The organism is Pseudomonas amygdali, assembly GCF_002699855.1.
In the GTDB taxonomy this organism is placed as follows: domain Bacteria; phylum Pseudomonadota; class Gammaproteobacteria; order Pseudomonadales; family Pseudomonadaceae; genus Aquipseudomonas; species Aquipseudomonas amygdali.
This window is the reverse complement of the sequence record NZ_LKBW01000047.1, coordinates 1-13,447: the sequence shown is the minus strand read 5'-3', so window position 1 is coordinate 13,447 and position 13,447 is coordinate 1. Positions and strand designations below refer to the sequence as shown.

At 55.2% G+C, this 13,447-nt stretch carries 7 protein-coding genes and 3 pseudogenes; 3 read left to right on the top strand and 7 right to left on the bottom strand.

Annotated elements, in window-relative coordinates:
* Positions 1-74 precede the first annotated feature (74 nt).
* Positions 75-2,834, top strand: a pseudogene (locus AO277_RS05525) (autotransporter family protein); the annotation flags it as partial.
* A gap of 610 nt (positions 2,835-3,444) precedes the next feature.
* Positions 3,445-3,816 carry a type 1 periplasmic-binding domain-containing protein gene (locus AO277_RS05520; RefSeq protein WP_044319675.1) on the top strand — a complete coding sequence of 124 codons (372 nt, stop codon included), beginning with the start codon at positions 3,445-3,447 and terminating at the stop codon, positions 3,814-3,816.
* A gap of 82 nt (positions 3,817-3,898) precedes the next feature.
* Here the strand turns inward: AO277_RS05520 and AO277_RS05515 are convergent, their stop codons facing one another.
* On the bottom strand, positions 3,899-4,057 hold the full coding sequence (locus AO277_RS05515) for a hypothetical protein (RefSeq protein ID WP_005732296.1): 159 nt from the start codon (positions 4,055-4,057) through the stop codon (positions 3,899-3,901).
* Positions 4,058-4,417: 360 nt separating this feature from the next.
* On the opposite strand from AO277_RS05515, the pseudogene AO277_RS05510 reads away from it, so the two are divergent.
* Positions 4,418-6,501 (top strand): annotated as a pseudogene (locus tag AO277_RS05510) (calcium-binding protein).
* Between the two features lie 642 nt (positions 6,502-7,143).
* Here AO277_RS05510 and AO277_RS05500 read toward each other — a convergent pair.
* From AO277_RS05500 to AO277_RS05480, 6 genes and pseudogenes are all read right to left on the bottom strand, one after another.
* Positions 7,144-8,388, bottom strand: a complete 1,245-nt coding sequence (locus tag AO277_RS05500) for an ATP-grasp domain-containing protein (protein WP_044319676.1) — start codon at positions 8,386-8,388, stop codon at positions 7,144-7,146.
* 52 nt (positions 8,389-8,440) lie between these two features.
* A complete protein-coding gene (locus tag AO277_RS05495; protein WP_044319677.1) occupies positions 8,441-9,694 on the bottom strand; it encodes an ATP-grasp domain-containing protein in 1,254 nt (417 codons plus the stop codon).
* Between the two features lie 86 nt (positions 9,695-9,780).
* Entirely contained in the window at positions 9,781-10,881 is a 1,101-nt protein-coding gene (locus tag AO277_RS05490; RefSeq protein WP_044319680.1) for an amidinotransferase, read from the bottom strand.
* 297 nt (positions 10,882-11,178) lie between these two features.
* Positions 11,179-11,531: pseudogene (locus tag AO277_RS05485) on the bottom strand (transposase); the annotation flags it as partial.
* Positions 11,532-11,540: 9 nt separating this feature from the next.
* A complete protein-coding gene (locus AO277_RS29585) occupies positions 11,541-11,693 on the bottom strand; it encodes a hypothetical protein (RefSeq protein WP_005769299.1) in 153 nt (50 codons plus the stop codon).
* A 132-nt stretch (positions 11,694-11,825) separates the two neighbouring features.
* Complete coding sequence (locus AO277_RS05480; RefSeq protein WP_044319678.1) at positions 11,826-13,133, bottom strand: MFS transporter; 1,308 nt, start codon at positions 13,131-13,133, stop codon at positions 11,826-11,828.
* Positions 13,134-13,447: the final 314 nt, after the last annotated feature.

Sequence of the window (13,447 nt, the reverse complement as noted above, 5' to 3'; positions counted from 1 at the left end):
CCGAGCTGGTAAAACAAGGGCCTGCCTGACGGCAGGCCCTAACCAGCCCGAACACAAAAAAACTGATACTCCCGGCCCAGGCCAGCGTCATAGTCGAAGGGGCCGGTTCGCGCTGGGTAGTACCGCGTACCTCATTTGTACTGGGTAACACGATCGTTGTCGGTGGGGTCGGTCAAGGCGACCTGAACGTGCGCAACGGGGGTCAGGTGTCGGTGCGGGATCTGGATCTGGGTGAAGTCAACGGCTATCGCTCCAACGAATTTTCGAACGCGCAGTTGCTGGTCAGTGGCCAGAACTCCCTGGTCGACGCGGTCAATATCGAAGCCGGTGGGGTGTTTGTCTACAGGTCGAGCATAACGGCCAATGATGGCGGCAAGATCAACAGCCAGCAGGTAGACATCGACTCCGTCGTCAATCTTTCCGGCGCCGGAACCCGCTGGGACAACAGTGGCGCGTTCAGAAACAGAAACAACCTTACTCTCGATAACGGCGCAGTACTGACTACCGACTCGCTCTTACTGGGTTCGGCCATCATCGGCCGCAGCAATCAGGTGAGTATTTCCGGACAAGGCACCCGCCTGGCAGCGCAAAGCATGACGCTCGGCACCAGTGACTCTCGCACTTACCTGACGCTGTCCGACGGTGCCGAGCTGAGTTCTACCAACGGTATTCTCATCAGCACCATCAGCAGCATCAACAATCCGACACGCGGCACGCTTGCTGTGGGCGGTCCGGTCGTGACCGACCCCAACCGTACCGATATCGATTCGACGACTGCCGGAACAGCTCAGGCGGCCGGCCGACTGGACCCGCAAACCGCCATTAATTTCGGCACTGGCAACGGGGGGCATTTGGCGTTCAACCATACCGATACTGATCTGCAGGTTGCCAACACGCTGAACGGAACGGGCCGAGTGTATGCGTTCAACGGCAATACCACCTTGAGCGGCGACCTTACCGGGCTGGCCGGCAGCGTCGTTGTGCGCGGCGGGCGACTGGTGCTGTCGGGGAACGTCGACCAGGTCAATCAGCGCGGCAATACAGCCACCACCCAAAGCCTTTCGCGGTTTAACGTAGGCAATGGCACCCTGGTGGTCAATGGTATTGCCGGGCGCACCGAATTCGGGACTTATACCAACAGCGCCCAGGTACTGGACGGCGGTGTTCTGGCCGGCGTCGGTCAGGTGGGTACTACGCAGGTAGCTTCCGGCGGTACTCTGTCGCCCGGAGAAAACGCCATAGGTGCGCTGGCCATACAAGGCGACCTCGACATGGCCGCAGGCTCACGTTACGCCGCGGACATCGCAGGCGACGGTAGAGCAGACAAGATCAACGTAAGCGGCACAGCCACACTGCGCGGTACGCAGGTCAACGTGACTGCGCTGGATCCTGCGCAGAGCTATCAGAGCGGCAGGACTTACACCCTGCTCTCTGCTCAGGGCGGTGTGGTCGACGGTGCCGCCGCAGGCACCGCCTATGCCCAGGCGCTGACCAACTCGGCGTTCCTGAATGTCGGACTGCAGCGTACCGCCAATGATCTGAACCTCACCACCGAGCAAAAAAGCGTAGAGCCGACACCTACGCCAACTCCAACTCCAACACCGGAGCCAACTCCAACTCCTGAGCCGACGCCGACACCAACACCAACACCAACACCAACACCAGAGCCTACACCTACGCCCACTCCAGAACCCGCACCAACACCAGGCATCTTTCAGACGGTCATGCTGACTCAAAACCAGTTCAATACCGCTGGCGCGCTGAGCGTACTCGAGCAAAGCGGTGAGCCGCTGCGCCTCTACAACAACCTGCTGGTTCTGGATGCCGAAAGCGCTCGCAACGCAGCCGATCAACTGTCTGGCGACTACCTCGGCAGTACCTCGACGGCCCTGATCGCCAATAGTCAGGTGGTATCAGGAGTGCTGGGCACTCGTATGCGTAATCTTCTGGATACGGGAACATTGCGCATGCCAGCCATGGCACTCAATCTGATGCCAAGCACACCGACCACGCAAAACGGTGCCTGGGTGCAGCCATTCGGCAACTGGACCAAGACAAGCGGCAATAACGGTGCCGGTGGTCTGCACCAAAGCACTGGCGGCCTGCTGTTCGGGGCCGATGGTAGCTTCACACCGGATTGGCGCGGTGGCGTCTACGCTGGCTACAGCCGTTCGAAGTTCGACGCCGATGACAGCGATGCTGACGGTCACAGCGACAACTATCATCTGGGCCTCTACACCGGTGGTCAGATCGATGCCCTGCGCCTCAGTGCTGACGTCGGTTACACCTGGCACAAGCTGGAAAGTGAGCGGAACGTGGCGTTTGCCGGATTCAGTGATCACTTGACCGGCAAACGCAATGCCCAGTCGCTGCAGGCAAGTGGTGAAGCGGCCTACCGCATACCGGTCGGCAGCATGGCTCTGGAGCCTTTCGCCGGTCTTTCCTACGTGCGCTACGACGCCAAAGACCTGCACGAAAAAGGCGGACCAGCCGCACTGGACGTGTCCAGCGATAAACAGGACACCTTCTTCTCGACACTGGGTCTGCGCGCGTCGTCGAGCATCAATGTGGCGAACGTCAATACGCAGGTTTACGGCTCAGTCGGCTGGCGACGTGCCTACGGTGACCTGGACCCGCGCAACGTCCAGTCTTTCGCTGGCGGGCCAAACTTCGAAGTGCAGGGCGTCGCTCAAACGCGCGACACCGCCTTGACTGAAGTAGGCGCGAAACTGCGCTTGAACAGGCAGACCGATCTGGACCTGTCCTACCAGGGGCAGTTCGGCACCGACACGCGCTTCCATTCGGTTAATGCAGGCGTGACGGTTCGTTTCTGACCGTAGTTGTAGCGCTCGGCGCTATACACAAGTCTGTTCTCGATTCTGGCCGCAGGCCGTGGGAGCAAGCTTGATCGCCAAGGGTCCAGTACAGCACCGAAAACGGGGCGTCTGGACCCTTTTTTGTTGAGCAGGCTCATCACGGACTTCAGGGTCGAACTCACTCTCGAATGAAGATAGATCGCACTTCTCGTTCAGCTGCCTGAAGAACCTTGAACGCAGCGTAGCGCCTGCGATGCTGGTCTGCGAGCGCTCCCTGTACCGGTGTAAATACGCGGTCCAGGCTCGCCATGCGTTCCATGAAATCAAGCAGACGCAGACCCGCTTCAGCAGCAACGGAAATTCGGGCACCACGTGCAGACCGTCGGCCAGGCTCAGCGCCGCGCCGCGCTGCCGAGGGAGCCGCCCCAGCCCGCATGGGCGTCGATCAGTGCGGTGCTCAACGGCTCCTGGCGAAAACGACGGATCAAGGAGGCGACGGCGTAGCTCATCCAGTCTCTCTCTGACGAACACGGCTACAGCACCAATCTGCAGGCCCGTGGCCTGCGACAGTCTCGTTCCGGCCTGGTCGGGCTGATGCTGCCGCGATCCGCAGTTGGAGCTTAGTACCGTGGAGTCGCTGCTGGCCTACTCCATCGACGAGCTACTCATCGTCGACGCTACCGATCCGGACAGCATCCACAGCGCCTGCGCGCGTGCCGGCGTGCGGCATCTCAATCTCGACCTGCCGGGTACCCTCGCGCCATCGATCACCAGTGACAACTACCCCGGCGCCTTCGAGCTGACGCAGGCAATCCTCAGCGAACTGGCGCCCATCAGCGACCTGTCATCGACGGATCTCTGCCTGTTCGGCGGCTACTCCGACTATGCCAGCCGGAAACGGATCGGCGGATTTCTGGCCGCCAAGCGAGCGCATTTCGGCGAAGCTACCAGCGACGACGTCTTCAGCGAAGTGCCCAATGTTCAAAGCGGTCTCGACTGAAAATTTATCCTTGAACAAAAAAAGCGTCCCTGGGGACGCCTTTTCTGTTGAGCTCAATCTTCAAGTCGGGCTGATACCTGGCTCAAGCTTGCTCGTCTTGTTTGTCATCGTCGTCGTGCTTGAGTGCTGGCTTCATGCCTGGCTGAGGCGCGTGTTCAGCGTTTGGCGCGATTTCTTCGCCGTGGTTCTTTTTCTCTTGCTGAACTTTTTTGTCGTGGGCGACGTTACGTGGGTCGGTCATGGGAATTCCTTGATTGGGCAGAGGATTCAAGCACCCATCGACGTGATACGTTGGCTTTGAGCGCCGGGGCAAGATTTGGAGTCAGACTGGGCGGAGGCGTTCAGTGTATTTCGACCGGCGAGCACGCGACCACTCACGCTCATCTCTGATGAATGGAGGCAAGGACGACCGACCCCGGTCAACTAACGCTTTTGGCCGTTTGTTCAATACCGGAGTACTAACGCGAGGGCCAGTTGACCCGGTGTGCTGTCGGCGGAACACAAAACGTTCGCATTTATCCATCCTGCCAAGGTCAGATCCAGAGGATCCGTGCAAGCCCCTTCCCAATCCGTTCGGGTTCCATGCCTAAAGGACAATGTCATGGCGTCAATCGATAGCAAGGCCACCATCAACTACACCGTGCGAACAGGCCCGGGGACAGTGCAGGTCGACCCTTCCACGGGTAGCGATTCAAACTGGAGCATCATCCTTCAGCCTGACGGCAAAATCCTTGTCGGTGGCGAAAGCTTCCAGACTGCCATTGGCTATCCTGGCTCGCCTGGCGATGAAAGCTATGGTACGCGCGGCAGCTTCACGGCGGTGCGCCTCAACGCTGACGGCAGCCTGGACAACAGCTTCGGCCAAGAGGGAATTGCCCTCGTGCCCGGCAACCTGGACCCGGAAGATTATGCTTACTACGTAATGGCGGTGCAGGCCGACGGTAAAGTGCTATCAGCACAGCCAGGGCTTGGCGGTTTGAAGGTAGAACGTTTCAACGTGGATGGCACTCTGGACACCACATTCGGCAATGGCGGTGCCGCGGGCCTTGATGTACCGATCGGCGCTGATGGAATGGCTATTTACGCCACAGCAGATGGCTCGGTGTACGTCAGCCTTCGCGGCACGTCCCAAGCGATCGTATTCAAGCTGGACAGCACCGGGGCGCCGGTCGAGGATTTCGGTGCCAACGGCGCACTTCTCCTCAACCCGACCGGGCAATACGGCACCGGCAATATCGCCACGGTCGTGCAGCCCGACGGCAGCGTATTGCTCGGCAGTTGGCTGTACGTGGGTGCCGACGGCCCCCACGACCCGGGCGATCCGGTTTATGCCGTTCAGCGACTTGCAGCCGACGGCAACCTGGATACCGCGTTTGGCGTGGACGGCGTGGTGTATTTCGATACCGCGCTGGGGCTGGACTACCGCGCTGCGATAACCGTGCAAGCCGATGGCAAGATCATTGTGGCCGGCGAGAGTAACGACAATAACGCCTTCAACGTACTGCGGCTAAATGCGGATGGCTCGTTCGACACCTCCTTTAGTGACGATGGCAAGCTGACGATCCAGGTACCCCAAGGCGCGTCGAACTATGCCCACTCGGCAATCGTTCAGCCCGATGGCAAAATCCTTATCGCCGGCGACGTGATCACCCGTCTGAACGCCGATGGCAGCCTGGACACCACCTTCGGCAGCCAAGACGGCCAATACCACGTGGACGGATCCAGCCAGGCCAACCACCTGATTGGCAACGACACGGCCGAGATTATCCGTGGCCTGGGCGGAGACGATGTGCTGCAAGGCGCGGGTGGCCGTGACGTGCTGGCAGGCGGGATGGGCGCAGATATTTTCCGCTTCACCCAGATCAGCGACAGCTACCGTACCGCTACCGAAACAGGCAGCGACCGGATTCTGGACTTCGACGCCTCTCAGGACCGTGTCGATCTGATTGCGTTGGGCTTTACCGGCATAGGCGATGGCCACAATGGCACGCTCGCCGTCCAGGCCAACGCCGAGGGTACTCGCACATACCTGAAAAGCTTCGATGCCGACGCCAACGGACAGCGCTTCGAACTGGCGTTCGAAGGCAACCTGACGGGGCAGTTGAACAGCACCAACCTGGTGTTCACGGCCCCCACCGTCGAAGGAACGGCTGGCAAGGACGTAATCACGGGGAGCGCAATGTCGGAGTCATTTATGGCCTGGCCGGCAACGACCGTATCGACGGCGGCAGAGGCTCGGATGTGATCATCGGAGGCGCGGGCGCCGACTTGCTGATCGGCGGCGACGACCCGAACCTTTCGGTCTATGGCCGTAATGGCATCAATGACGCTGACGTGTTCCGCTACACGGCAGCCACTGACAGCGACCGCACGGACAGCCAGAGCTTCGTGGACCTTATTGCCCGGTTCGCAGACAACAATGACAAGATCGATGTGTCGGCGCTGGGTTACACAGGGTTCGGCGACGGTACCGGCACTACGCTGAAGATGGCCTATAACGCGGATCTGGACCGCACCTACCTCAAGGATGTGGAACCTGACGCTGAGGGCCATCGGTTTGAGATTGCCCTCACCGGCGACTGGCCCCAGGATCTGGGCAACAACGATATGATCTTTGCGCCAGCCGCGGAAGTGTCGCTGGTGGGTGTGGCTAGCGCGGCCACCCAATCAACAGACATGGTGTAAACCAGGCATAACTACTGCGGGATCGTGGGAAGCCGGGGGTCTCCTTGAGACGTTTGTGCGTAGCCAGACAGCTTATAAACAGTCTTACAGGTGGGGGCAGACGTACGAAGTACTGATCGCTTAATGAGTGTTGTAGCTATAAACCCCAAACAGAAAAGGCGTCCCGAAGGACGCCTTTTCTGTTGAGCTCAAAACAACTGTTTTTGAGCTCTGATCTTCAACCCTGATACAGCTGGGCGAAANCCTGACATCCTGCTCCCAAAGCAGGCGCGCTACCGGACTGCGCTATACCCCGATGATGCTAAAAAACACCTCCGAGGAGGCGTTTTCTATTTGGGTGACGCTTGTGGCGTCACTCCCTAAGATCCAGCCAGATACAAACCTTCTGTACGTAGCTGTCACACGAGCCATGAAGATTCTGGCCGTGAACTCGCTGGTGATCGACATCATGCAGCGCTTTAAGGACATGCTGCAGCGCTCAAGACCTTGATCAGCTGCCCCTTGCCATGACCAATATGCGTACCTTAAGGAAGGTTCTCACGCGCCAGCCGACGCATCAGGCGATGCGAGACAGATCAGTGGCTGCCACATAACTGGCGACCGGTTTAATTCAAGACGGGATCCCCTGAAGGATACTGTCTATCAACCATGCACAACTTCTACATGCACTTGATAATGCTCCTCAACATATTTCAAGTCATGAGCGACGCTGCCTCGATCGCCACAGAATACAAAGGCCCCCAGACAATCCTTGTGACAGAAAAATTCACCTGAAGCGATATCGCCTACCTGCGCAATTTTCTTCATCTTCAGTGTTTGCAGGGTTTCCATACTCGGCAGTGAAACCCGAGTGACGTAAAGCATTTCTTTGGCGAGGTGTTTTTTAGGGAACGTCATATAGCCAAACGCCTCGCCCTTACGGTCAACGTGCAAGGCATCGACAAGCCCTAACTGGACGGCAAGATGAATGAAACGCAGGTCTATCCCATAAGCGATTTTTATCATATCGACAGTGGAAGCCCCACCGGGCCGATAGGCAATCTCAAGTAATTCAAATCCGTCGCCCGCATCACCAAACGCTTCAATATGGTAAACACCATCAGGCCCTTCAAAAGCGGACAACACTCGCTCGATGAATGGACGCCATAGGGTGTGTAGATCGTCTTCAGCAAGTGAAAAATATCCCAGTGGACATTCGGCCAGATAATCGATGGGTTTACCTAGGTACTTACCTGCAGACAGGAACGCCAGCTGCCCTTTTAGAACCACAGCATCAATTTGATAAAGGGGTTGTGAGTTGTAAGTTTCAATAAGATACTGGTGCTCATTCATATCCTGATAGTCATCAATTTCGGTGGCATATGCCTCAGAAAGTTGCTGGACCTCAGTAATGATTCTGACCCCTACAGATCCCGCCAGAGACCGAGGTTTCAAAATAACCGGAAACGTCGCCCCTCCACGGTTAATATCATCAAGCGATAGTTCTTTTGCTGTCGGGATATTAAACTTTTGGGCAATTTTTTTCATTCGCTTTTTATCACGAAACCGTGTCGCCACGTCAAAAGTCAATCCAGGCAGCTGCCAACAGTCGTTGGCCCATGCAGCAATGTATACCGCGAACTCGTCATTCGGAATGACGGCGGTGACGGAATATTTCCTTGCAATCTGGCCGAATACCTTTTCGACCTCGGTGTGAACGGCAAAGTCTCGGATCACAAAGTGTCCATCGCGATTCAGCGCCTCTCCCGCCTGCCCCAGAAGATCCTCCAGAAGGTAGATGAACGTCCAGGCATCGATCGGGTAGAGACTCCTGATTCGGGAGACCACCTCGCTTACATCCAGTTCGGAAGAGACGATCAGAATAGTGTTTGGCTTATTTTTGTCCATGACCTAACAGCTCTTTTAAATGTGGTTATCATTAATTGTGCAAAGGGGAATGTCACTCCTCAAACGGAGGGCTGTTTTTCGCGGCGACCTTTACCGAGTAATGTTCGCTCAGGTAGTGCACATCCCGTGAGACAAGGTCACGGTCTCCACAAAATACGAAGGATCCCAGCGAATCCTTGTAACAGTAGAATTCACCTGATGCGATGTCACCTAGAGCCGGCACTACGTGGGTTCTCAAGGTCGGCATGCTTTCGAGGGGGGGCAAGAAAATCTGAGTGACGTAAAGCGCTTCAGTAGAAAGATGCTTTTTTGGAAAAGTCATATAACCAAACGCCTCTTCCTGACGTTGCGAATCGACATAATCGACGAGCCCAAGTTGCGCCGCTAAGTGAATGCATTTCAAATTCAGCCCATGCACCATCTCAATCATTTCTACAATCGCTGCTCCGCCAGGACGATAAGCAATTTCCAATAACTCTAAGCCGAAGCCGGCATCGGCAAAGGCTTCAATGTGATAAACCCCCTCAGGGGCTTCAAAAGCGTTAATCACGGATTCAGCAAAGGGTCGCCACGTATCTTCGACGGCCTGATCAGGTACAGACAATACTCCGACCGGCTTTTCTTGCAAGAAGTCAATAGGCTTACCCAAATACTGACCGACTGAAATAAAAGATAGGTGGCCCTTAAGAACAATGCAGTCAATATGATAAATCGTATTAGGGTTGTACTGTTCAATCATGTACTGTCGCTCATCCATATCTCGGTAAGCCGCTCCCCAGTCGACATCCATTTCCGTCAGTTGTTTTGCTTCAGTAACGATTTTGACGCCCATTGAACCTGCCAGAGAGCGCGGTTTAACGACCACAGGAAATTCAACATGCCCGCCCTCGATGTCGGACAAGGTGATTTCCCGCGCAGTCCTGATACCGGCGTGTTGAGCGATTTCCTTCATTGCTTTTTTGTCACGAAAAGATTTGGCTTTTTCACGGGTTATACCGGGAAGATCCCAGCGGTCATTGGCCAATGCAGCAATGTAAACAGAAAATTCATCGCTGGGGACAACCTGAGAGATAACGTGCTGCTGGGCAATCACTTCCAGCACCGCCATCACCCCGGCTGTGTCGGCGAAGTCGCGCACGATAAAGTGTTCAGGGCACTTCAGCTCATCGTTGGCCACTCCCAGAAAATCCTCCAACAGGAAGATAAAATCCCACGTGGCAGACGGGTACATGGTTTTGACGTCGCGTACCGTTTTCGCGGCATCCAGTTCGGAAGAAACCACCAGTATTTTTTTTGTAGGGCGCATGTCGAGTTCCTATCGTCTGTGTCCGATTGAAAATGTCTTTGTCAGTGGCAGGGCCTTCAGGCCCTGCACACGCTTAGGCAAGGCCCTCAAATATAACGGTGCAGTCCTCCCCGTCGCTTAACATCCAAAGTGGCACAATGGAACGAGCCGCCGAAGGATTGGAAGTGCTTGAAAGGGCAAAGAATGGTTTCATAGCCCCATTTGCGGAAAGCGGAGATGAGCGCCTCTTCATCTTTCTCGACCACGACAGTCCGCTCGTCAAGCATCAGGACATTCGTGTGAATCCACTTCGACGTAATGAACAAAGGATGGTCATCCGGGAGGTTGGAGGGAGGCGGATTGAGAATTTCCCAGTCCTTGAAAATATCAGGAATCTGTGGCACCCAATCTTTATTGATGAGTACGCGGCCCGGTGCTAACGGCAATATCGTTGTATCAATGTGCATGGGGCCCGGCTCTTCAAACTCATAGATGTGCACGCGGTAGTCCGGACCCAAGGTTCTACGCAACCATTCAATGCCTTTATTGTTCGTCACATGGCTGCGCTGCCCGATAATATCCCGGCCCATTTTCATAAAATCGGCGGCGTCAAACAGCGGCTCCACCTCCGTGATAATAGAACGAAACGGAAGTTCTTGCTCGAAATCATAATTCGGTTGCCAGACATCGTCCTTCAGCATGGGCTTGGGGGCCGCGATCCACTCGGCGCCCTGACTGAAATAGTCGTTCAACAGGTCGCGGAACGCGAAGGTCTCGAAGTAACGGCTTCGCCAAGCCATGGGTACTTCAATGATTTTTTTGCCGATTGCGAAAAGACAATCTCTAGGCATGGCGGAGTAAAAGGTTCCGCCCGTTGTAAAGTGCGGCGTCATGATGGGTTGGTGGTGATTTGACTCATTGGGCCTTTTTACGCGAACGCCTTCAGTTTCCAAAATTCGCGCCAAGGTGTTGACTTCTTGCCTGGCTTTAACAAGCAACTCCTCTGGGAAGCGTCGCCCGGAGTACGTCATAAAAAAATCACTGGATTCTTTCGGGATAATTGCTTTTAGGCCGATGTCCCAATCCGGGACACGAATATCATCCATGATTCCAACGATAACCTCCTCCAACGGGTCCCATTCTGTATAAACTTCAACTGGACTTTGGGTCGTTGTGAAGTAAGCGGGTTCTGCTTTTTGATATAACATGGTTGACCTTATTTTTCTATCGATTTTAAACGCCGCCATATTGACTGAAGGGGCGCATTTAAACGTATGACCTTTACAGCCAAGCGCTGCATCCTGAGATTAACGTTATTCAGGCATTCATAGCGTCAGCAGGTAGATGATTACACCATGGCACCTCCAGGTTTTTTCATTAAACGCCTTGAGGAAGGTCTGAAGCAGGCATCAACTTTTGATCACTTTTTAGCCTGAGTTTCAAAAAATCCCCGTCCTATCAGACCCTCAGACTTTTCCCGCGTTTAATTCATTAAGTTTTGTCGATTAGCACCGTCCCAAGACGTTTTCCACACTTAGGTGCAACTTTCCTATCACCGGCAGGCGCTTTCGCCCCCCCCAACTATTCGACAGGGTAAAGAGCGCGGCCTGTTGCCCGGTGTTTTTAGAGCGCCCGCGAAACCGCACTTTCGTATACCCAAACTGGCGCTTGATCACGCGGAACGGATGTTCGACCTTTGCGCGCACTGGGCTTTCGCGTACTCGATTTTGCAATGCACCTGCACGATCCAACTAGTCTCATCAAGCTTTTTGCAGCGGCTCGGACGTACAACAATCGACCAGATAATTTGACGATCCTGATGCTTGTCCACGCCGGTGTAACCCGCATTACCGCTGATCCCGCCTGCTTAATCATGTTTTATGCGCAGCACGGCCATCGGCGGAAAGGCCGGACGAACCCCTTTGCATTTGGGATAATGAGGCTTGGTCAGAAAACGCTCTTTAGAGGCTTGCTTACATTTATCAGCGTACTCGGCGTCGGCGAAGATCATCTGCTTCATCGGGTGTCCCTGCGGTTGAGATCAAACACTCTGCCAAACCTAGAGTGTATGCATCGGAATGTCCTTAAACCATGTAAGTGGCCAAAAAGTCGTTATCGGTTCCATGCCATGAACGTTATTTGTGAGAGGGCATCAATAGTGCGTGCCGTCTTCAAGACGGCGCACGGCGGTTGAAAAAAATCCCATCAGGCAAATCAGTCCGCCTAACACGCCGGTAACGACAAACAGCCATCGCACGCCGATAAGCTCACCTAGTGGAGTTGTCAGTGCCAAACCTAGTGGAGCGGCTAGCCCCATGACCATATTCAGCAACGAAAGACCACGCCCTTGCAGGTGATTGGGGATGCTGCTTTGCAGCAATGCAGTCATTGGGGCATCGCCTAGAATGAAGGACATGCCACTAACCATCCAACACGCTGCGGCGATGTTGAAGCGGTCGGCCGGCATCAGACCTGTTAATGCTAGCGCGAAACATGAGGTAGCGAAGCCCCAGAGGATCCATGTGACTGGCTGGCGAGGCGCAAATAGCGCCACAACTACGCCCCCTACCAACATGCCAGCGCCTGCCATCGCATCAATAAACGCAACGTGCGTCGCACCACCGCCGAAGTGCTCTTTGACCAACAATGGCACCAATGTGAACGAAGGCATAATCACAAGTACCACGGCCCCCATCAACGCATAGAGGCGGCGCAAGCCAGGGTGACTCCAGATCAAATGCAAGCCATCGCGAAACTCACTCCTTAGAGTTGATAGGTCCGTGCGGTTGCTATTGGATGCCTGGGGAATACGGTAGCGCAACAACGGCAAGCAGCCCAATAGTGCTGTCACCACATCGATGGACAGTGCCCATCCCAGCGGGATCATGCTGATAGCGAGCGCGCCTAGCGGTGCGGCAGCAACCAGGCTTATTCCCTGCATGGCCTGACTCAAACCCGCTGCACGGGGTAAAAAACTGCGTGGCACAAGCATAGCAACACTAGCCGATGCGGCCGGCGTCTGGAACGCCTGCATCGCGCTGCGTACGAACATCATCCAGTAAATGTGCCACAGTTCAACACGCTCGGTAAGAAACAGTACGATCAATATCGACATGCACAGCGCGCTGATCATATCGGTGGCAATCATCAACACGCGGCGACTGTAGCGGTCAGCAAATATGCCTCCCAGAGGGCTGATCAGCGCCTGTGGCAAGAGCGCTACGACCCCAGCGGTTGCCAGCGCTGCCAGACTACCCGTTGTGTCTGTAATCCACCAAAGGAGAACGAACTGGGTCAGCCCGGAGCCGATCAGGGAAAGAGTTTGACCGGAGAAAATCATCCAGAAACGCACCTGCCAATTGCTCCCAAGATCGCTGTTGTCTGAGTTGGAAAGGGAATGGCCATCAGCGGTATCGATGATTTCCGGACGGTTCGATAAAGCCATAAAAAACGTTTCCATCGGGTAATTTCTTAATGCGCAATAAAGGGAGCGGTGATCTGGGCACTTTAAGTGTTACGTTCGTGGTGCGCTTGTGCTGATGGGTTCCGTTATTCCCCCATATCTCGAAAAATAAAGGCCATGGTGGAGTTGTTAGCGCCGGAATGAGCCCAATGCAAAGGCGCTATGCCGTCAATAATGATGGCGTTTGGTACTCATCGCGCGCGACTGAAGCTTTCTGGTGGGCAAAGTGGATCAGTAGGAGGGAGTATCAGTTTTTTTGTGTTCGGGCTGGTTAGGGCCTGCCGTCAGGCAGGCCCTTGTTTTACCAGCTC

What these genes read in the sequence shown, in the direction of transcription:
- AO277_RS05515 (WP_005732296.1), bottom strand. Translation starts at nt 4,057, where the DNA reads ATGACCGACCCACGTAACGTCGCCCACGACAAAAAAGTTCAGCAAGAG.
- AO277_RS05500 (WP_044319676.1), bottom strand. Translation starts at nt 8,388, where the DNA reads ATGGACAAAAATAAGCCAAACACTATTCTGATCGTCTCTTCCGAACTG.
- AO277_RS05495 (WP_044319677.1), bottom strand. Translation starts at nt 9,694, where the DNA reads ATGCGCCCTACAAAAAAAATACTGGTGGTTTCTTCCGAACTGGATGCC.
- AO277_RS05490 (WP_044319680.1), bottom strand. Translation starts at nt 10,881, where the DNA reads ATGTTATATCAAAAAGCAGAACCCGCTTACTTCACAACGACCCAAAGT.
- AO277_RS29585 (WP_005769299.1), bottom strand. Translation starts at nt 11,693, where the DNA reads ATGAAGCAGATGATCTTCGCCGACGCCGAGTACGCTGATAAATGTAAG.
- AO277_RS05480 (WP_044319678.1), bottom strand. Translation starts at nt 13,133, where the DNA reads ATGGAAACGTTTTTTATGGCTTTATCGAACCGTCCGGAAATCATCGAT.